The organism is Amycolatopsis sp. NPDC102389 (genome assembly GCF_044765885.1).
In the GTDB taxonomy this organism is placed as follows: Bacteria; Actinomycetota; Actinomycetes; order Mycobacteriales; family Pseudonocardiaceae; genus Amycolatopsis.
This window is the reverse complement of the sequence record NZ_JBIWKX010000068.1, coordinates 21,025-40,674: the sequence shown is the minus strand read 5'-3', so window position 1 is coordinate 40,674 and position 19,650 is coordinate 21,025. Positions and strand designations below refer to the sequence as shown.

Sequence of the window (19,650 nt, the reverse complement as noted above, 5' to 3'; positions counted from 1 at the left end):
AAAGTAATGCTCTCAAAGGAACCTCAAACGAGGTTCAAATACATAAGCTCTACTGGCTTAGTTCACTAGCACACTGTTGAGTTCTCAAGCAACACACCCCAGATCGCACCGAGCAAAACTCGGCCTTATCCGAAGCAGTCATTCCTAGCAGTTTTTGGTGGGACACCCACTCAATCACCTTGAGGTGAGAGCTTGGTTCGTGTCCCGGCGGCCACCCGGTTTCCCTGGCGACTTGGAGAACTTTACATGGCCCGCAGGGGCCCGAAACAGGGGGGTACCTTAACTGCGTTTCCGCAGGTCAGAGCCCCTGTTTCGGGCCGAGGCCGCGATCAGCCCCCGACGCGCACGCCGGCGACGTTGCGCTTGCCCTTGCGGACCACGAGCCAGCGGCCGTGCAGAGCGTCGTCCGCGGACGGCTTCCACTCCTCGTCGGCGATCTTCGTGTTGTTGACGTACGCGCCGCCTTCCTTGACGGTGCGGCGCGCGGCGCCCTTGCTGTCGACGAGCCCGGCGGCGATCAGCAGGTCGACGATGGTCGCCTCGCCGTTCGGGTCGATCTTGCCGTTCGGCACCTCGGCCATGGCGGCGTCGAGGGTCGGCGAGTCGAGCTCACGCAGCTCTCCCCTGCCGAACAGCGCCTGGCTCGCGGCGATGACCTGGCGGGTCGCCTCTTCACCGTGCACGAGGGTCGTGAAGTCCTCCGCCAGCTTCCGCTGCGCGGACCGCAGGTGGGGACGCTGTTCGGTGTCCTCGGCCAGCGCCGCGATCTCCTCCTGCCCGAGGAAGGAGAACATCTTCAGGTAGCGGATGACGTCGGCGTCGGCGACGTTCAGGAAGTACTGGAACCACGCGTACGGCGAGGTCATCTCCGGGTCGAGCCAGACGCTGCCGCCACCGGTGGACTTCCCGAACTTGCGTCCGTCCGAGTCCGTGACCAGCGGCGCGGTCAGCGCGTGTGCGTGCCCGCCGTCGGTGCGGCGGATCAGATCGACACCGCCGACGAGGTTGCCCCACTGGTCGGAGCCGCCGATCTGCAGCTTGCAGCCGTACTCGCGGTGCAGGTGCAGGTAGTCCTGCGACTGCAGCAGCAGGTAGCTGAACTCGGTGTAGGAGATGCCGTCGGTTTCGAGGCGGCGCTTCACCGTCTCGCGGTTCAGCATCATGTTGACCGGGAAGTGCTTGCCGACGTCGCGCAGGAACTCGACCACACTCTGCTTCGCGGTCCAGTCCAGGTTGTTCTCGATGACCGCGCCGGTCGGCGAGTCGTCGAAATCGACGAACCGCTCCAGCTGCCCGCGGATCCGGTCCGCCCATGCGGAGACGGTGTCCACCGTGTTCAGGGTGCGCTCACCGGTGTCACGCGGGTCGCCGATCATCCCGGTGGCGACGCCCGCCAGCACGATCGGCCGGTGGCCGGCGCGCTGGAAGCGGGAGAGCATCAGCAGCGGGACCAGGTTGCCGGCGTGCAGGCTGGGCGCGGTCGGGTCGAATCCGCAATAGAGCGTGAGGGGTCCTTGGCCGAGGTCTCGCCGCAGTGCGTCGAGGTCGGTGGATTGCGCGATCAGGCCGCGCCAGGTCAGCTCGTCAAGGATGTGCTCGCTCACGCCTGTAGATCCTCCCGCACCAGGTCAACCGACTATCGGCCGGGGGCGGCCGCCCGTCGCTTGCCGCCGCGGCGATAGGTGGAGACCGCGGGCGATCCGTCGATCCAGAACCGCCATGGCGTGTCCATCGCCATCGCGACACCGACGCGTGGCCCGGTGCGGATGTCCGCTTCGGGAACGCGTTCACCGGTGAACAACCGGACGGGTGATGCCGGGTCGGTCAGGTCGACGCCGTTCTCGGCCCGATCGATACCGAGCACGGAGGTGAGGATGGCCGGGCCTTTGGCGAGTTCGCCGTTGCCGCGCGCGAATGGCCTGCGAGCCCTGGCGATGTCCGCACCCGAGAGGACCTCCCCGGCCCGCAGCAGCACGGCACCCGGCTGCCCGTCTTCGGTGCCGACGACGTTCGCGCAGAAATGCATGCCGTAGACGAAGTACACGTACAGGTGCCCCGCCGGCCCCCACATGACCGCGTTGCGCGGGGTCTTGCCGCGATAGCAGTGCGATGCGGGGTCGTCGAGCCCTCGATAGGCCTCGACCTCGACGAGACGGACCGCGACGGTGCCGTCGGGGCCGCTCGCTTCGATCACCGCGCCGAGCAGGAGCGTGGACAGCTCCACCGGATCCAGCGCCAGTTCGCGCCGGGTGAACTGTCTGCCGGTCACCACGTCCCCTTAAATCGCATTCTCCCTGCGCCGACCTTAACCGGCCACCTCGATCTTCGGCGCCACCCGCATGCTCGTGTGACAGCACTCGGTGCCGTCGGGGAGTTTCGTGAACAGCACCGGCATCCAGTCGTCGCCGAACATGGGGTTCATCCCGGCGAAGACACACTCCGACACGGGCACCAGATCCGCTTCGATCGGCGGGGCGATCCCCTTGAGCCCGTCCGCGAATTCGTAGACGAAGTGGAGCTTTCCCGCCGTCTCGGTGACAGTGATGACGACCCCCTCACGGCGGTAGGTACCGGCGTAAGGGGCGACGTCCACCGAGGGCGGTGGCGTCGGCGGGGCGAAGTCGCCAGGAACTTCGACCCCGGCGAGTTCGCCGAAAAGTTCTCGCGAAAGCTGGTTGTACAACCTGTCGGTCGTGCCGTGATTGGTGAGCAGGGCGAAGGCCACTCCGGCGTCCGGCACCACTCGCAGGTAGGAGCGCTGCCCGATCGACGATCCGTTGTGTCCGAAGCCGGGAACTCCGTTCCAGTCGTGGATCGACAGCCCGAGCCCCCAGCCTTCGGAACCGAGCGTCCACTTGTCGGGCACCTCCGCCTCGAGACGCCGCATCATGGTCACCGTCTCCTCGGCCAGCACGCGAGTCCCGTCGGGTGCCGTGCCGTCCAGCAACATCCGGGCGAAGCGGACGACGTCGCCGGCCGTGGCGAGGACGCGGCCGTACGGTCCGGCGGAGCGCGGCAGGAGATCCCAGGCAGCGGTCGGCTCCGGGTCGTGACCGAGATGTCCCATCGCCACCCGGAAGCGCAGCGCCTCTTCGGGCAGGGTCATCGTCTCGGCGAGCCCAAGCGGGGTGATCAGCCGCTCGCGCAGGGCTTCGTCCCAGGTCAGACCGGCGAGGACCTCGACGATCCGGCCGAGCACGTTGTATCCGACGCTGCTGTAGGACGCGGCCGTCCCCGGCGGGCAGTCGAGCGCCACTCCCCTGGCGGCCTCGACGTACTTGGCGAGGCAATCGTCCCCGCGTCCGGTGTCTTCGACGAAGTCGCACGTGAGTCCACCGGTATGACTGAGCAACCGCCGGGCGGTGATGATCTTCGTCGCCGCGGGATCGATCGTCGCGAACTCCGGCAGCACCTCGATGACCGGGGCGTCGAGGTCCAGGCGGCCTTCCTCGGCCAGCCAGTATCAGCGCGGCCGTGTAGACCTTCGCGATCGAGCCGAGCTGGAAGATCGAATCGGGGGTCGCCGCCACCCCGGTCCCCCGGTGCAGGACCCCGCTCGCCAGTTCGTGGATCTCTCCCTCGGCCAGCACGGCGAGCGTCGCGCCCGGCACGTGGTGTTCGACCCTCAGGTCGTCGAGCCTGGACTGCCAGTAGGCGTGGTCGAACTTGTTCCGTACAGTGTTAGGCATACTGAACACTGTACGGAAAAGTGAGGGATCGCGGATGTCGGTGTGGATGCGTCCCCCGAAACGCAAGCGCGAGCAGCCGTCGCTGAGCCGGGAACAGATCGTTTCCCAGGCCATCGAGCTTCTCGATGGGGGTGGCGTCGACGCACTGAGCATGCGGAAGCTCGGAGCCCGGCTCGGTGTGGCCGCCCCGTCGATGTACACGCACGTGGCCACCAAGGACGAGCTGGTGGAACTGGTCGTCGACGCGGTGTACGGCGAGGTCGCGCTCCCCGAGGAGGGTCCGTGGCGAGTGACGGCGGGGCGGTTCGCGCGCGACCTGCGTTCGGTCTTCCTTCGCCATCCGTGGCTCGGCTCGCTGCTCGGCGAGACGGGAGTGGCGTACCTCGGGCCGAACGTGCTGAAGATGTCGGAGGCTGCACTAGCCCTGTTCGAAGACGCCGGTTTCTCGCTGGACGACGCCGACCTGGCGTGGAACACGGTCATGGCGTTCGTCGTCGGGCGGGCCACCAGCGAAGCCGCGTGGCTGACCACACTCGAACGCGGCGGGCAGAGCGAGGCGGAGTGGAAGGAGCGCCTGTGGCCGGCGGCCGAACAAGCGGTGCGTGATCATCCGCGGCTCAAGAAGCTGTACGCGGCGCGACGAAGGCAGGACCCGGGCGAGACGAATGAGGCCGACTTCGAGCGCGGCCTCGACTGCGTCTTCGACGGCTTGGCGACCAGGCTTCCCTGATACGCGTGAAGGCCCCCTTCGGCTGAGCCGAGCGAAGGGGGCCTTCACGCGCTTTGGGGGTTTGGTTCAGCCCAGCCAGGCGCGGTGTTCGGCGACCCGCGCGACCAGGCGATCACGCTGTTCGGCGACCCGCGCGGGAGCGGTACCGCCGCGGGCGTCGCGCGAACTCACCGAGCCCTCGACGGTCAGCACCTCGCGCACGGCGGGTGTCAGCGCCGGGTTGATCTTCTCGAACTCTTCGTCGGTCAGTTCGTCCAGCCCGACGCCGCGAGCCTCGGCGACGCGGACGCTCTCCCCCGCCGCTTCGTGCGCGACGCGGAACGGAACTCCCTGCCGGACCAGCCATTCGGCGATGTCCGTGGCGAGGGTGAACCCGGCGGGCGCCAGTTCGGCGAGCCGGTCGGTGTGGAAGGTCAGCGTCTCGAGCATGCCCGCGATCGCCGGGAACAGCAGTTCCAGTTGCTCGACGGAGTCGAAGACCGGCTCCTTGTCCTCCTGCAGATCGCGGTTGTACGCGAGCGGCTGCGCCTTGAGCGTCGCGAGCAGACCGGTCAGGTTGCCGATGAGCCGCCCGGCCTTGCCGCGGGTCAGCTCGGCGACGTCGGGGTTCTTCTTCTGCGGCATGATCGAACTGCCGGTCGCCCAGGCGTCGTCGAGGGTGACGTAGCCGAATTCGGCGGTGTTCCAGATGATCACCTCTTCGGCGATCCTGGACAGGTTGACAGCGAGCATCGCGACGTCGAAGGCGAACTCGGCCACGAAGTCACGCGAGGCTGTGCCGTCGATGGAGTTCTCGACGCTGGTGTCGAAGCCCAGTTCCTCGGCGACGGCCTCCGGGTCGAGGCCGAGCGAGGAACCCGCCAGCGCGCCGGAGCCATAGGGCGACTCGGCGGTGCGAACGTCCCAATCACGCAACCGGGTGACGTCGCGCAGCAGCGACTGGCCGTGCGCGAGCAGGTGGTGCGCCAGCAGGACGGGCTGGGCGTGCTGCAGGTGGGTGCGGCCCGGGAGGATCGCGTCCGGATGCCGCTTCGCCTGCGAAACGAGCGCGTCGACGACGCCGAGGGTGCCCGCGACCACGCGGCGGGCGGCGTCCCGCAGCCACATCCGGAACAGCGTCGCGACCTGGTCGTTGCGCGAACGACCCGCCCGGAGCTTGCCGCCGAGTTCGGTGCCCGCCCGCTCCAGCAGTCCGCGTTCGAGCGCGGTATGGACGTCCTCGTCGGCGACCGTCGGGGTGAACGCGCCAGAGGCGACGTCCTGCGCGAGGGTGTCCAACGCGGCGAGCATGCCCGCAAGCTCGTCTTCGGTGAGCAGCCCCGCCTTCCGCAGCACCCGCGCGTGGGCCCGCGACCCGGCGATGTCGTACGGCGCCAGCCGCCAGTCGAAATGGGTCGACGCGCTCAGCGCCGCCATCGCCTCGGCCGGTCCGCTGGCGAACCGGCCGCCCCACAGCTGCACCGGCTGCTCATTCCCGCTCACAACACTCCTCGAATTCCTTGGTTCTCTTCAGGCGACTGACCGGTCGAAGGTAGCGCCTGTGGTGAAGTCGTACAGCGCGCGCTCGTCGCGCGCGGAGTTCACGACCGCGTTCCCGCGGTGCAGGACCAGCCGGACCTCGCCGGACACGCGCCCGGTGCTGACCTTCTGCAGTTCCTCGTGCGCGGTGACCAGCGCGAGCGCGCCGGGCCCCTCGTAGATCTCGCGTCCTTTGAGCCCGAAGGCGCCGACACGGCGGTTCAGCTGCTGGAAGGCCTCCAGCAGCGTCACGGTCTCCCCGTCGATGGCCACCGGCACCCCTTCGTCGAAGGTGATGACCAGCTTCTCCGGATCGTCCGGGAAGGCGAACCCGTCAGGCGTCACCTTCGGTCTCCTCACCGCCGTCCACTGTGGACGACCGTCGGGCCAGCGCCATGAAACGCTCGGCCAGGTCTTTGCCGGACAACGGTTCCCTCGCGATCACCGCGACCGTGTCGTCGCCGGCGATCGAGCCGACGACCTCCTCCAGCGCCGCCCTGTCGATGGCGCTGGCCAGGAACTGCGCCGCCCCCGGCGGGGTGCGCAGCACCGTCAAGTTGCCCGACGAGTCCGCCGAAACGAGCAGTTCGGCGAGCAACCGCGAAAGCCGGGACGTACCGCCCTGCACCCCGCGTACCGGGCTGCCGTCTTCCGGGATGACATACACCGGCGCGCCGGAATCCGCACCACGGAGCTTCACCGCGCCCAGTTCGTCGAGGTCCCTCGACAGCGTCGCCTGCGTGACGTCGATGCCTTCCGCCGCCAGGAGCTTCGCGAGCTCCGTCTGGCTGCGGATGGCCATCGTGGACACGAGTTCGGTGATCCGTGCCTGCCGGGTGACCCTGCTGCCGGTCATCGTCGCTTCTCGTCCATGAGCCAAACCAGGAGCGCCTTCTGCGCGTGCAGCCGATTCTCGGCCTCGTCCCAGACAGCGCTCGCCGGTCCGTCGATGACCTCGTCGGTGATCTCCCAGCCGCGGTGCGCGGGCAGGCAGTGCAGCACGATCGCCTCGTCCGCGGCGCGGCGCATCAGCGCGGTGTTGACCTGCAGCTCACGGAACGGGCCGACGCGGTCGAGACCGTCGTTCTCCTGGCCCATGGAGGTCCAGGTGTCGGTGACGACGACGTCCGCGCCTTCCACGGCGGCGTACGGATCGGTGAAGACCGTGGTGCTGCCGCCGGTCTCCGTCGAACGGTGCTTGGCGTCGAGCATGACCTGTTGATCCGGCTGGAAACCCTCCGGCGAGACGACGCGCACGTGCATCCCGGCCGTGGTCCCGCCCAGCAGCAGCGAATGCGCCATGTTGTTGGCGCCGTCGCCGAGGTACACCAGGGTGAGCCCGGCGAGCTTGCCCTTGCGCTCGCGGATGGTCATCAGGTCGGTGAGCACCTGGCACGGGTGGAACTCGTCGGTGAGCGCGTTGATCACCGGGATGCTCGCCGCCGAGGCCATCGCGTCGATGCGCTTCTGGGCGAAGGTCCGCCAGACGATCGCGTCCAGGTACCGCGAAAGCACCCGTGAGGTGTCCTCGATGGTCTCTTCGCGGCCGAGCTGCATGGAGCGGCCGTCGACGATGACCGGATTGCCGCCGAGCTGGGCGATGCCCACCTCGAAGGAGAACCGGGTCCGGGTGGAGTTCTTCTCGAAGATCGCCGCGACGGACTTGCCCTCCAGTGCGCGGGAGCTCAGCGGCTCGGCCTTCAGCTGGTCGGCGAGGTCCAGGATCTCGGCCTGTTCGGCGGGGCTGAGATCGTCGTCACGGAGGAAGTTGCGGAGCATGGGTTTCGTCTCTGTCCTAGGTGGTGGTGGAATCGAGCGCCCCGGGAAGGGCTTCGAGGAATCCCGCGGCCTCTTCGGCGCTCAGGATCAGCGGCGGTGCCAGCCGGATCGTGTCCGGTGCGATCGGGTTGACCAGGTAACCCGCGTCCTGCGCGGCTTTGGCGACCTTCGCCGAGACCGGTTCGCGCAGGGCGATGCCGAGCAGCAGCCCGGCGCCGCGGACGCCGGACACCAGCGGGTGGCCGAGCTCCTCCACGCGGGACGCGATGTCCTTGCCCAGCGCGGAAACGTGGTCGTTCAGGTTGTCGTCGGCGATGGTCTTGAGCACGGCGAGGCCGGCGGCACAGCAGACCGGGTTGCCCCCGAACGTCGTGCCGTGCTGGCCTGGCTTCATCAGCTCCCCCGCCTCGCCGACGCCGATGACCGCGCCGATCGGCAGCCCGCCGCCGAGCCCCTTGGCCAGCGTGATGACGTCGGGGACGATGCCGGTGTGCTGGAAGGCGAACCACGCGCCGGTGCGGCCGATACCGGTCTGCACCTCGTCGAGGACCAGCAGGGTGCCGGTCGCCTTGGTGATCTCCCGCGCGGCCTGGAGGTAACCGTCCGGCGCCGGGACGACGCCCGCCTCCCCGAGGATCGGCTCGAGGAACACCGCCGCCGTTTCGGTGTCCACCGCGGCGCGAAGGGCGTCGACGTCACCATAGGGAACGTGGGTGACACCGGGGACCAGCGGCGCGAACGCGTCCCGCTTCGACGGCTGACCGGTCAGCGTCAGCGCGCCCATGGTGCGGCCGTGGAAGGCGCCCTCACAGGCGACGATCTTGGTCCGCCCGGTGAGCCTGCTGATCTTCATCGCGGCTTCGTTGGCCTCCGCGCCGGAGTTGACGAACAGCACCTTCGCGTTGCCGGACAGGCCGGCGACGTCCAAGAGGGTTTCGGCCAGTTCGACGGCGACCGGGTTCACGTAGAGGTTCGAGGTGTGCCCGAGTTTCGCGACCTGCTCGGTGACCGCGGCGATCACGGCGGGGTGCGCGTGGCCGAGCGCGTTGACCGCGATCCCGCCCAGCAGGTCGACGTACGGTTTGCCGTCGGCGTCCCAGACCTTCGCCCCCTCACCGCGGACCAGGGTCAGCGCCGGGGTGCCGTAGTTGTCCATGAGGGACGACTTCCAGTGCTCCTGGCCGTCTACATTGGACTTGTACGTGGTCACGGGAGCTCCGTTTCGGGGAAGACCATGGTACCGATGCCGCGGGAGGTGAAGACCTCCAGCAACACCGAGTGGGCGATGCGGCCGTCGATCACGTGCGCGCGGCGGACGCCACCGCGGATGGCGCGCACACAGGCCTCCATCTTCGGGATCATGCCGCTGGCGAGCCCGGGAAGCAGGGTTTCGAGACGGTCCACGCGGATCCGGTCGACCAGCGAACCGCGGTCCGGCCAGTTGGCGTAAAGACCTTCGACGTCGGTGAGCACGACGAGCTTTTCCGCACCCAGCGCCGCGGCCAGCGCGCCGGCGGCGGTGTCGGCGTTGATGTTGTGCACGACACCGTCGACGTCCGGGGCCACGGTGGACACCACCGGGATCCGGCCCGCGTTGACGATGTCGAGCACCGCGTCCGGGTTGACCTCCGAGACCTCGCCGACGAGCCCGATGTCGACCGGTACACCGTCCACAGTGGCCTGTTTGCGCTCGGCGGTGAACAGCCGCGCGTCCTCACCGGAGATGCCGACCGCGTACGGGCCGTGCGCGTTGATCAGGCCGACCAGCTCGCGACTGACCTGGCCGGTCAGCACCATGCGGACGATGTCCATGGTCTCGGGCGTGGTGACGCGCAGGCCGCCCTTGAACTCGCCTTCGACACCGAGCCGGTTGAGCATCGCGGTGATCTGCGGGCCGCCGCCGTGCACCACCACCGGGCGCAGCCCGGCCATGCGCAGGAAGACCATGTCCTCGGCGAAGGCCTGCTTGAGGCTCTCGTCGATCATGGCGTTGCCGCCGTACTTGACCACGACGGTGGCGCCGTGGAAACGCTGCAGCCAGGGCAGGGCCTCGATGAGGATCGAGGCCTTTTCGGCGGCGGTCGCGAGCCGCTCGTCCGCGGGGACCGTGGATTCGGAAGGGCTCATGACGAGTACGCGCTGTTCTCTTCGACGTAGGCGTGCGAGAGGTCGGTCGTGTAGATCGTCGCCCCGCCTTCGCCGAGACCGAGGTCGACGACGATCTGGATGTCGCGGCCCGAAAGATCCGCCTCGGAGCGGTCCGCCGCGGGGGTGCCCTTGGCGAACAGGGTGACGCCGTTGATCGCGATGGCGACCTTCTCCGGGTCGATCTCCGCCGGCACGCGGCCCAGCGCCATGGCGATGCGGCCCCAGTTCGGGTCCGAACCGAACAAGGCGGTCTTGACCAGGTTGTCCTCGGCGATCGTGCGGCCGACGGCGATGGCGTCGGCCTCGTTCGCCGCGCCGGTGACCGTGACGTCGACGTACTTGGTCGCGCCTTCGGAGTCCGCGCGCAGTTGCAGCACGAGATCGAGGCTGACGGCGGTGAGGAGTTCGGTCAGTTCGGCCTCGGTCGGCTCGACGCCGCTGGCGCCGGACGCGAGGACGAGCACCGTGTCGTTGGTGGAGGTCCCGCCGTCGACGTCGAGCCGGTCGAAGGTCACGCCGGTGGCGGCGCGCAGGGCCTTGTCCAGGATTTCGGGGGTGACGACCGCGTCGGTGGTGAGGACGGAGAGCATCGTCGCGAGGTTCGGGGCGAGCATTCCCGCGCCCTTGGCGAACCCGCCGACACTCCAGCCGCTGTCGTGTTTCGCGGCCGCCTGCTTCGGCTTGGTGTCGGTGGTCATGACCGCGGTGGCGGCGGCGAGATCGGCCTCGGCACCGGTGCCGAGCCGCCCGAAGGCGGTGTCCACACCGGAAAGCAGCGCGTCCATCGGCAGCCGCTCGCCGATCAGGCCGGTCGAGCAGACCGCGACCTCGATCGCGCCCGCCTGGAGGAGCTCGGCGACCTTCTCGGCGGTCTTGTGGGTGTCTTGGAAACCGCCGGGGCCGGTGGCGGCGTTCGCACCGCCGGAGTTGAGGACGACGGCCTTGAGCCGCTGCTGCTTGAGCACTTCCTGCGACCACAGGACGGGCGCGGCCTTGATCACGTTGCGCGTGAACACACCGGCCGCGACCTGCAGCGGCCCGTCGTTGACGACGAGCGCGAGATCGAGCTTGCCCTCGGCCTTGATCCCGGCGGCGACGCCCGCGGAACGGAAGCCCTTCGGCTGGGTGACGGTCACGGAGCGACTCCTACGGTCGGTAGTCCGGTGGTTTCGGGGAGGCCGAGCGCGATGTTCATCGACTGGACGGCGCCGCCCGCGGTGCCTTTGGTCAGATTGTCGATGGCCGCGACCACGATCAGGCGCCCGGTGTCGGCGTCGACGGTGACCTGCAGCTGGACGTTGTTCGAGCCGACCACGGAGGCCGAAGACGGCCATTGGCCCGCGGGCAGCAGCTGGACGAACGGCTCGGTGGCGTACGCCTTTTCGTAGACCTCGCGGGCGCCTTCGGCGTCGAGATCCGCTTTGAGCGCGGCGCTGGCGGTGGTGAGGATCCCGCGCGGCATCGGAGCCAGGACGGGGGTGAAGGAGACCTTGACCCGCTCACCAGAGACCGCCGAAAGGTTCTGCGCGAACTCGGGAGTGTGCCGATGGGCACCACCGACGCCGTACGCGGTGGCCGAGCCCATCACCTCCGAACCGAGGAGGTTCGGCTTCAGGCTCTTGCCCGCGCCCGAGGTCCCGGTGACGGCGACGACGTTGACCTCCGGCTCGACCAGGCCCGCGGCGAGCGCCGGGGCGAGGGCGATCGAACCGCCGGTCGGGAAGCAGCCGGGGACCGCGATGCGTTTGGTCCCGGCGAGGCGCTCTCGGGCGCCGGGGAGCTCGGGGAGCCCGTACGGCCACTGCCCGGCGTGGTCACCGCCGTACCAGCGCTGCCAGTCGGCCGCGTCCGAGAGGCGGTGGTCCGCGCCGAGGTCGACCACCAGGACGTCCGGGCCCAGCTGCGCGGCGATGGCGCCGGAGTGGCCGTGCGGCAGGGCGAGGAAGACGACGTCGTGCCCGGCCAGGGTGTCCGGGGTCGTCTCCAGCAGGACCCTGTCCGCGAGTGGTGCGAGGTGCGGCTGGTGCTGGACGAGCGGCGTCCCCGCGGAGCTGGCCGCGGTGAGCGCGCCGATCTGGACTTCGGGATGGGTCAGCAGCAGGCGCAGGAGTTCGCCGCCCGCGTACCCGCTGGCTCCGGCCACCGCGATCTTCACCGTCATACGCATGATTATGCACACCCATGCAAGTTCAATCAAACAAAGTCGTGTGGCTCACCCGATACGGGCCTTCGGCCGGGCATCCTTGACCGCATGACCGATACGCCCGCCCGGCTGCTCAGCCTGCTGTCGCTCCTGCAGACCCCGCGCGACTGGCCCGGCAGCGAACTCGCCGAACGGCTGGAGGTCAGTCCGCGGACCATCCGACGCGACATCGACCGGTTACGTGAGCTCGGTTACCCCGTCGAGGCATCGCGAGGCTCCGAGGGCGGCTACCGGCTCGGCGCCGGCACGGCGATGCCGCCACTGCTGCTCGACGACGAGGAGGCCGTCGCGATCGCGGTCGGTCTCCGTGGCGCCGCCGGGCAGGCGATCTCGGGTATCGAGGAGTCCTCGGTGCGGGCGCTGGCCAAACTCGAGCAGGTCCTGCCCTCGCGGCTGCGCTACCGCGTCGGCACACTGGGCGCCGCGACCGTGCCGCTCCCCGGCACGGGCCCCGCGGTGAACCCGGAGCACCTCACCGTTTTCGCGGGCGCGATCGCCAACACCGAGCGGACCCGGTTCACCTACCGCACCGGCGACGGGACCGAATCCCGGCGGCACGTCGAACCGCACCGCCTCGTCTCCGCCGGGCGCCGCTGGTACCTGCTCGGCTACGACCTCGACCGGGACGACTGGCGGATCTTCCGCGCGGACCGGATCTCGGAACCGCGGGCGACCGGCGGCCGGGCGAACCCGAGACAGCCACCGGCGAAGGACGTGGCGGCCTACGTCACCGACAGGATGTACAGCCTCCTTCCCACCTACCGCGCACGCGTGACCCTGCACGCGCCGATCGGCCAGGTCGCCCCCGCGATCGGCGAGGGTTTCGGCGAACTGGAACCGATCGACGACGAGACCTGCGTTCTCCACGCGGGCACGGACACCCTGGACTGGCTCGCGTTCCGGCTCCTCGGGCTGGGCTGCGAATTCACCGTGCACGAACCGCCGGAACTGATCGGCCACCTCCGCGAGATGGCCGCGCGGGCCGAACGCGGAACGGTGTCCACAGTGGACTGACGGCGGTCGCGAGGGATCGCAGCCCCTCGCGACCGCCCGGGTTCAGCCGAGTTCACCCACCTCTCGTTGGCTCGGCGGGATGGGGAGATACGCGCCCCGGCGCTCCGGGTCGCAGCCGACCCTGGGCAACCGGGCGCGGATCCCGCCCGGTGTCCGCTCGAACCGCCGCGCGATCTCCTCGACACTTTCCCCGGCCAGCCAACGGCTTTCCAGTTCGGCGTCCAGCTCGTCGGACCACGGCGAGCCCTGATGCGCGGGGCGGTCCGCCGATCTTCGGCGGCCGTTCCTTCCATTGCTCCGCCCGGCGAACGCCAGCAGCGTGTCGGAAAGGACGGTCGCCAAGGCCGGTACGGCTTCGGCGTCGATATCGAGCCTGCCTTCGGCGACAGGCTCCTCCTGCGGTCCGGCTCCGCCGACCATGACGGTCACCCAGCGGTCTTCCCCGGCCGCGCCGCCACCCTCACGGGCGGCGACCTCGATGCGATAAACGGTGTCCTGCACGCGGATCTCGGTCCGGTGCTCTTCGACGATGGTCATGCCGGGGACGCTAACGGGCGGCCCCGACAATTCGACGGCGCGGCGAGGGGAATTCGGCCGGGGACGGCGGATGACCGGTACTTTCATCGCTTTTGGGGATGTGAGGGTGCCGGTCATGACGTCCGGCAGGCCACCGGGCCAAAGGAAAAGCCCCGGTCCGGAAAACCGGACCGGGGCAGAACTTCCCGAGAAAGCGAAGGCTCAGAAAGGCAGCGCCTGAGCCAGCGCCTCCTTCTTCACTTCGGCGACCGAAGACGGCACGTCCGACTTGGCGGCCGCGGAAGCACCGGCCGGAACCGGCGGCGGGACCGGGGTGCACTGCACGTCCGAACCGTTGCCCGGCTTGCGCACGGGCAGCTTGCCGGTCAGCAGGTAGTCCGCGATCTTGTCGTCCACACAGGACACACCGGACAGCGAGCCCGAGTGCGTCGTGCCACCCGGAGCGCTGATCAGGCTGGAGTTCGGGTAGCGCTTGCGGACCTCGAGGCTGCCGGGGTACGGCGTCGCGGCGTCGTTCTCCTCGTTGACCAGCAGGATGCCGGGGACCTTGCTCCCGTCGATCTCCACCGGCTTGCCCGGCTTCGCGGGCCAGTCGAGGCACGGCGCGTTGAACCAGGCGTTGCCCCAGGTCTCGAACGGCGCCCGGAAGTGCGTGACCCAGTTGTCGAACTTCCAGCGGGGCCAGCTCTGCGGCCACGCCACGTCGGTGCACTGCACGGCGGCGTACACCGCGTATCCGTTGTCCTGACCCGGCGGGTTGGAGTCGTCGTACAGGCCCTTCAAGGTCTGCCAGTCACCCTTGTGCACCCAGCCCGAGAAGGCGTTCGCCATGTCTTCCCAGCCGAAGACGTAGTAGCCGGCCTGCAGGAAGATGTCCGTCCACTCGGATCCGCCGATGACACCGCCCGCGGGCTTGTCGTACAGCTTCTTCTGCTCGGCGTACCACAGCTTCTCGACCGCGGAGGCGGTGTTGCCGAGGTGGTAGACGTTGTCGTACTTGGCGAGCCAGCCGAAGTAGGTCTTGATGTTCTTGTCGAAGGCGATGTCCTGGTTCAGGTTCGCCTTGTACCAGACATCGCGGGGGTCGACGGTGCCGTCGAACACCATCCGCCGCACGTTCTGCGGGAACAGCGTGCTGTAGACCTGCCCGAGGTAGGTGCCGTAGGAGAAGCCGTAGTAGTTGATCTGCTTCTCGCCCAGCGCCTTGCGCAGGCTGTCGACGTCCTTCGCCACATCGATGGTCTTGATGTGGTCGAGGATCGCGCCGTTCTTGGCGCACGCCTTCGCGTAGCCCTTCGCCTTCTCACGCCACGCCGTCTCGATGGCGCGTGTGGTCGGCACGTACTGCGGGCGGTTGTAGGAGGCGTAGTTCCCGTCGCAGGTCAGCGACGGCTTGCTCTCCCCCACGCCGCGCGGGTCGAAGCCGATCCAGTCGTACTCCTCACCCGCCTTCTTGGGGACGGCCCGGCCGAGCGTGGACAGGCCGAGACCCGAACCGCCGGGGCCACCCGGGTTGACCACCATGACGCCCTGCGACTGGGCGGACTTGTGCTTCACCCGCGAGACGGCGACCGAGATCTTCTCCCCGCCCGGCTTCGCGTAGTCCAGTGGGACCTCGAGGAAACCGCATTCCGCGCCGGCCTTGACCAGGCTCGGGCGCGTACAGGCTCCCCAGGAGATGGGCTTCGGATCGAAGTCCGACGCCGAGGCGGCCGTGGCGGAGGGAGCGAGCGCCATGGTGCCGACGCCGATCCCCGCGACCGCCAGGGCGGCAACGAATTTCTTCACTGTGTTCCTTTTCGTCCGCGTTCGACCCGGTCGGGCCGAAGCTACCGAGAACCGGCTTCAATCTCGCTGACCGACACGTTGACCGCCATCCCTCTTTAGTCGGTATCCGAGCCTCGATCCGGGCATATCCGTCTTGTCGGTCCCCTGTCGTACGCTCGCGGCGCCACTGGGGAAAGGAGAAACGCGTGGACGAGGTGAAAAGCCTGGTTTCGGCGGTTCGCAACGGTTTGGCCGGACTGGCCGATCCGGAAAAGGCTCCGTCGATGCGGGCGTACATGAAGTCGGAGATGCCGTTCCTCGGTGTGGCGTCCCCACCTCGCACGGCCTTGCTGAAGCAGCTTTACGCCGAGCATCCCTTACCCGATCGAGTGAGTTTCTCGACGGCCGTGCTCACCTTGTGGCGCCAGGCGGAATTCCGCGAGGAGCGCTATGCGGCGATCGCCCTTTCCGGTCACCGCGCCTACGCCCGCTGGCAGGACGCCGGTCTGCTCGGCCTGTACGAGGAGATGGTCGTGACGGGCGCGTGGTGGGACTACGTGGACGAAGTCGCCATCCGCCGGATCGGGCCGATCCTCCGCGCGGAACCGGAGACGGTGACCACGCTGATGCTGACCTGGGCCTACGACGAGGACAGGTGGCGCCGCCGCACCGCGGTCATCTGCCAGGTCGGCGCCAAAAGCGGAACGGACACCGACCTGCTCACCCGTGCCGTCGAGGCGAACATCGACGACAAAGACTTCTTTCTGCGCAAGGGAATCGGCTGGGCCCTGCGCGAGTACGGGAAGACCGAGCCGGACTGGGTGCGCGCGTTCGTCATCGCGCACCCGGCACTGTCCACTCTGTCCAGGAAGGAGGCGCTCAAGCACCTGGGAGGTTGAGCACCGGCCTGGGAATGAGGGCGATGAGATCCTCGATCACTCCCCCGAGTTCGGGCAACAGCTCTCGCGATTCTTTCAGATCGCGAAGCAGCTCCAGCATTGTCTCCCGTGGCGGCCCCTTCTCGACCAGGGCCGTGAGCTCGCGTGTGGCTTCGTCCTCCCGTCCGAGGGCAAGGAGATAGAAGAGCGGTTGGACCTGGTCGTCCCAGTCGAAGGTGCCGGACGCGACCTTGGTGACGGCTTCGTCGAGGCTTTCGGTCAGAGTCCGGCGGGCCTCTTCCGTTCTTCCGGTCTTCAACCAGGCGAGAGCGAGGAGGTTACGGGCCCAAGCGGACTCCGGTGCGCGCGGACGCAGGATCTCCATCGCCTCGTCCGTCTCCCCCGCGTACAGCAAGGCCTCTCCGAGCCGCTCGCGGTAGTCGGTGTCAGCGGGGTCCGCGGCGACCAGTTCGCGCAACTCCCGGATCGCTTCCTCGTGTTCGCCCGTCCTGCGGTGGATCTCCGCGCGCAGGGCGCGGGCGATCTCGTCCTGGCCGGCGGCCAGCGCGTTGTCCACATCGGACAGGGCACCCTCGAAATCGTCGAAGACGAGGCGATGGCGGGCGCGCCGGTAGTAGGCGTATCCCCCGTCCTGCCCCACGCGGACGCCCTCGTCCAACGCGGCGCGGGCTTCCTCGTGCCGGTCGAGACCTCTGAGGACGTCTCCCCGGGTGGTGTGGAAAAAGGCCATTTCCGGGTTCGCCGCGACCGCGACGTCGATGTCGATCAGGGCGGCCTGATGCTCGCCGGACCGCTGACGCGTCATCGCACGCCAGGTGTACGCCCACTCGTTGCCGGGATCGAGTTCGATCGCGCGGCTCAAGGATTCCACCGCTTCGGCGTACTTCTCCAGCTGGCAGAGCTTGCTCCCCCGCTGGAGGTGATTCTCGGCGTCTTCGGGGGCCAGTTCGATGGCACGCTCATAGTCGGCGAGCGCTGCCACGCGATCCTCCAGGCCGTCGTGCGCCTGGCCTCGCATGTAATACGCCCACTCGTAATCCGGGTCCAGCCGGAGTGCCGCGGTGAAGCCGTCGACGGCGAGCCGGTGCCGCTCACCGCGATGGTGGAACGCCGCCCGGATCGCGTGGGACCTGGCGCTTTCGGGATCCGCCGCGACGATCGCGTCGAAGGTCGCCGACGCGGCGTCCATGTCTCCGGTCTGCTCGAGGAACGACGCGAGCTCGGTCAGGTAGAACACGTCCTTCGGGCGGAGGGCGACGGCCGCGCGGTGGCCGGCGAGCGCCTCTTCCTTGTCTCCGAGCTCCGCGAACAGCGTCGCCCGATGGTGGACGGCCCAGGCGTAGTCGGGATCGAGCCGGATCGCGACGTCGACCTCGTCGATCGCCTTCCGGACGTCGCCGCGCTTGAAGTGCACCTCGCTCCGGATGGTGTAGGCCCACCGGTGATCGGGCTGGAGGCGAACGGCCTCGTCGAGGTCGGCCATCGCACCCTCGAGGTCGCCGAGCTCGGCCCTGGCCGAACCGCGCCCACGCCACGAGTAGGCGTAGGTGGGATCGAGTTCGATCGCCCGGTCCAGATCCGACAGTGCCCGCTCCCAGTCGCCTTCGTTGTGGAACAGGTTGCCCCGATCGCTCCACGTGTAGGGATCGGCGGGGTTCAGATCGAGAGCCCGGTCGAAGTCCCGTTTCGCCGCGGCGACGTCGTCCCGCCCTTCGTAGGCCCACGCGCGGCGCCGGAGCACCGTGGAAAGCCGGGCGGCGTCGAGTTCGCCCGCACCGGCGAGCAGGTCGAGCACCGGGATCTCACCGTCGCCGACCGCGGCGGCCAGCCGCTGTCCCCAGCCCGATACCGAGGGCGCGTCCGCGTCGAGACCCGCCTGCTCCATCATGCGCGCCCAAGCGCGGGCGGAAGCGGTGCCGGTGGTGATCATCTCGGCCGCGCCGAGCAGGGCGTCCGGCAGCGCGTCGGCCGGGGCGCCGCAGAGCCGGTGGTAGGTCTGCTCGAGCTTCCTCTTCTGCCAGCGCTCGTCGTCCCAGGCGTCGCGGTGGCTGCTCAACCCGAGTTCGGCGCACCGGCCTTCGTAGTACTCGCTGAGCTTGAGGTGGCGTTCGGCGAACTCGGAAGGCGAACGCCCGCGTTCCAGCCGCACCATCGGGCCGCGGACCACCGGGTGATAGCGCACCGGGAGCTCGCGGCGCCCGACGAACGGCAGTTCCCGCAGCCAGCGGAAGGTCTCCCCCGCGGTCTCCTTCCCGGTCAGCACGCCGAGGACGTCCTCGTCCAGGAATCGGGGCAGCGACGCCGTGGCGGCGATGTCCTTCCTGGCCTTTTCGGGAACCCAGTGCAGGAACCGCTTCACCGCGTCGTCGCTGGGATCGGTCACGGCGTCGGCTTCGGCGGGATTCCCCCTGGCCAGCATGGCGACCAGGACGGGCAGGCCGTCGGTCAGCCGCAGCACGATCTCGATGACCTTCTCGTCGGTGATCCCGTGCTCGGCGAGCAGGCGCCGCGCCTCCGGCTCGGTGAACGGCCGGAGTTCGATCTCGCGCACCAGCGGCGCGTGCCGGTTCCATTTCGCCTCGTCCAGCGGGAACTGACCCGCGACGGTGAGCACCAGGTTCTGCGGCAGATCGCCGTACAGTCCGGCGAGCAGGTCGAGCAGCCAGGTCTCGAGCACCGGCGCGGTGCGCTCGAAGGTGTCGAAGAACAGCGCGATCTGCCGCGTCTCGGGAAGGCGCCAGAGATCTTCGACGAACGGTTTGGTGAGTTCCTCCGCCGGTTCCAGGAGCAGCTGGACATCGGCCTTCCGCTTGAACTTCGCCGCGAGATAGACCTGGAGCTGCTCCAGCTGTTTCGCCGTCGCGTCGGCGTCGATCGCGTCGGCGGCGATGCTCCCGCCGGGAAGGGTCTTCGCCATCCCGAGGCCGGCCTTGACCACGGTCTTCGTCACGAGCGCGCGGCCGGCGGCCGGAGCCTGCGGATCGCTGTGAAGCCGTTCTCTCGCTTTGAGATAGGTCTCGTAGCGCTTCTCGAAACGGCGCATCTCGTACCCGCCGCGAGCGAGGTCCTTCGCCAGTTTGACCAGTGTCGCGGGCAAGTCCTGCTGCCGGTCGTCCGCGAACCCGACGGCGGCGCGGGTTTCCTCGGCGATACCGCGAAGCTGGTCTAGGAGGAAGGACTTGCCGACCCCGGCGAGACCGTGCACCGAGAACAGGTACCGGCGGCGCCGGTCAGCTCCGGACAACCCCAGATTGTCCCGGAAGTCCTCGCGTTCCCCGACCCTGCCGACGAAACCGTCGCTCAGCCGCGCACGGGCGATGTCTTGGATACTGGACCGGCCGTCTGGACGTGACACAAGTCCTCACT

16 protein-coding genes and 1 pseudogene are annotated in these 19,650 nt (G+C 68.9%); 3 read left to right on the top strand and 14 right to left on the bottom strand.

All coding sequences use genetic code 11. The annotated features are described in order from the left end of the window. Window positions 1–329: 329 nt before the first annotated feature. From tyrS to ACIRGA_RS35490, 3 genes and pseudogenes are all read right to left on the bottom strand, one after another. Window positions 330–1,604 (bottom strand): tyrosine--tRNA ligase, encoded by a 1,275-nt coding sequence (gene tyrS / locus ACIRGA_RS35500; RefSeq protein ID WP_400949863.1) that lies wholly within the window; start codon window positions 1,602–1,604, stop codon window positions 330–332. Between the two features lie 32 nt (window positions 1,605–1,636). Next, a complete protein-coding gene (locus ACIRGA_RS35495; RefSeq protein ID WP_400949860.1) occupies window positions 1,637–2,272 on the bottom strand; it encodes a DNA-3-methyladenine glycosylase in 636 nt (211 codons plus the stop codon). 33 nt (window positions 2,273–2,305) lie between these two features. Next, window positions 2,306–3,689, bottom strand: a pseudogene (locus ACIRGA_RS35490) (serine hydrolase domain-containing protein). A 34-nt stretch (window positions 3,690–3,723) separates the two neighbouring features. On the opposite strand from ACIRGA_RS35490, the gene ACIRGA_RS35485 reads away from it, so the two are divergent. Then, window positions 3,724–4,419 (top strand): TetR/AcrR family transcriptional regulator, encoded by a 696-nt coding sequence (locus ACIRGA_RS35485; protein WP_400949857.1) that lies wholly within the window; start codon window positions 3,724–3,726, stop codon window positions 4,417–4,419. A 66-nt stretch (window positions 4,420–4,485) separates the two neighbouring features. On the opposite strand, the gene argH is transcribed toward ACIRGA_RS35485, so the two are convergent. From argH to argC, 8 genes are read right to left on the bottom strand one after another with little or no spacing between them, the layout of a single operon-like run. Continuing rightward, window positions 4,486–5,901, bottom strand: coding sequence for an argininosuccinate lyase (argH, locus tag ACIRGA_RS35480; protein ID WP_400949854.1), 1,416 nt, complete (start codon window positions 5,899–5,901; stop codon window positions 4,486–4,488). 27 nt (window positions 5,902–5,928) lie between these two features. Further along, entirely contained in the window at window positions 5,929–6,282 is a 354-nt protein-coding gene (locus ACIRGA_RS35475) for an argininosuccinate synthase (protein WP_400949852.1), read from the bottom strand. Further along, window positions 6,272–6,793, bottom strand: coding sequence for an arginine repressor (locus ACIRGA_RS35470; protein WP_034321647.1), 522 nt, complete (start codon window positions 6,791–6,793; stop codon window positions 6,272–6,274). Before ACIRGA_RS35470 ends, ACIRGA_RS35475 begins: the two co-directional genes overlap by 11 nt. Next, on the bottom strand, window positions 6,790–7,716 hold the full coding sequence (gene argF, locus ACIRGA_RS35465) for an ornithine carbamoyltransferase (protein WP_191258941.1): 927 nt from the start codon (window positions 7,714–7,716) through the stop codon (window positions 6,790–6,792). The genes ACIRGA_RS35470 and argF overlap by 4 nt, the downstream gene beginning before the upstream one ends. A 16-nt stretch (window positions 7,717–7,732) precedes the next feature. Continuing rightward, window positions 7,733–8,926 carry an acetylornithine transaminase gene (locus ACIRGA_RS35460; RefSeq protein ID WP_400949848.1) on the bottom strand — a complete coding sequence of 398 codons (1,194 nt, stop codon included), beginning with the start codon at window positions 8,924–8,926 and terminating at the stop codon, window positions 7,733–7,735. Beyond that, window positions 8,923–9,843, bottom strand: coding sequence for an acetylglutamate kinase (argB, locus tag ACIRGA_RS35455; RefSeq protein WP_034321637.1), 921 nt, complete (start codon window positions 9,841–9,843; stop codon window positions 8,923–8,925). Before argB ends, ACIRGA_RS35460 begins: the two co-directional genes overlap by 4 nt. Next, a complete protein-coding gene (gene argJ, locus ACIRGA_RS35450; RefSeq protein ID WP_400949844.1) occupies window positions 9,840–11,000 on the bottom strand; it encodes a bifunctional glutamate N-acetyltransferase/amino-acid acetyltransferase ArgJ in 1,161 nt (386 codons plus the stop codon). Before argJ ends, argB begins: the two co-directional genes overlap by 4 nt. Continuing rightward, window positions 10,997–12,025 carry an N-acetyl-gamma-glutamyl-phosphate reductase gene (gene argC / locus ACIRGA_RS35445; RefSeq protein WP_400949842.1) on the bottom strand — a complete coding sequence of 343 codons (1,029 nt, stop codon included), beginning with the start codon at window positions 12,023–12,025 and terminating at the stop codon, window positions 10,997–10,999. Before argC ends, argJ begins: the two co-directional genes overlap by 4 nt. A 90-nt stretch (window positions 12,026–12,115) precedes the next feature. Between argC and ACIRGA_RS35440 the strand changes: the two genes are divergently transcribed. Then, window positions 12,116–13,081, top strand: coding sequence for a helix-turn-helix transcriptional regulator (locus tag ACIRGA_RS35440; RefSeq protein ID WP_400949840.1), 966 nt, complete (start codon window positions 12,116–12,118; stop codon window positions 13,079–13,081). A gap of 42 nt (window positions 13,082–13,123) precedes the next feature. Here the strand turns inward: ACIRGA_RS35440 and ACIRGA_RS35435 are convergent, their stop codons facing one another. Further along, the gene (locus ACIRGA_RS35435) at window positions 13,124–13,618 is read right to left on the bottom strand and encodes a helix-turn-helix domain containing protein (protein ID WP_400949838.1); all 495 of its coding nucleotides are present in this window, start codon (window positions 13,616–13,618) and stop codon (window positions 13,124–13,126) included. Window positions 13,619–13,819: 201 nt separating this feature from the next. Next, window positions 13,820–15,406 carry an alpha/beta hydrolase gene (locus tag ACIRGA_RS35430; RefSeq protein ID WP_400949835.1) on the bottom strand — a complete coding sequence of 529 codons (1,587 nt, stop codon included), beginning with the start codon at window positions 15,404–15,406 and terminating at the stop codon, window positions 13,820–13,822. Between the two features lie 185 nt (window positions 15,407–15,591). Here ACIRGA_RS35430 and ACIRGA_RS35425 point away from each other — a divergent pair, with 185 nt between their 5' ends. After that, complete coding sequence (locus ACIRGA_RS35425; protein ID WP_400949833.1) at window positions 15,592–16,284, top strand: DNA alkylation repair protein; 693 nt, start codon at window positions 15,592–15,594, stop codon at window positions 16,282–16,284. Here ACIRGA_RS35425 and ACIRGA_RS35420 read toward each other — a convergent pair. Further along, window positions 16,265–19,639: a tetratricopeptide repeat protein gene (locus ACIRGA_RS35420; protein WP_400949830.1), complete on the bottom strand. Its 3,375-nt coding sequence runs from the start codon at window positions 19,637–19,639 to the stop codon at window positions 16,265–16,267. The genes ACIRGA_RS35425 and ACIRGA_RS35420 overlap by 20 nt on opposite strands. Window positions 19,640–19,650 lie beyond the last annotated feature (11 nt).

Excerpts from the sequence above, each read along its gene's own strand:
- ACIRGA_RS35485 (WP_400949857.1), top strand. The coding sequence starts at position 3,724 with ATGTCGGTGTGGATGCGTCCCCCGAAACGCAAGCGCGAGCAGCCGTCG.
- ACIRGA_RS35470 (WP_034321647.1), bottom strand. The coding sequence starts at position 6,793 with ATGACCGGCAGCAGGGTCACCCGGCAGGCACGGATCACCGAACTCGTG.
- argF (WP_191258941.1), bottom strand. The coding sequence starts at position 7,716 with ATGCTCCGCAACTTCCTCCGTGACGACGATCTCAGCCCCGCCGAACAG.
- argB (WP_034321637.1), bottom strand. The coding sequence starts at position 9,843 with ATGAGCCCTTCCGAATCCACGGTCCCCGCGGACGAGCGGCTCGCGACC.
- argC (WP_400949842.1), bottom strand. The coding sequence starts at position 12,025 with ATGACGGTGAAGATCGCGGTGGCCGGAGCCAGCGGGTACGCGGGCGGC.
- ACIRGA_RS35440 (WP_400949840.1), top strand. The coding sequence starts at position 12,116 with ATGACCGATACGCCCGCCCGGCTGCTCAGCCTGCTGTCGCTCCTGCAG.
- ACIRGA_RS35435 (WP_400949838.1), bottom strand. The coding sequence starts at position 13,618 with ATGACCATCGTCGAAGAGCACCGGACCGAGATCCGCGTGCAGGACACC.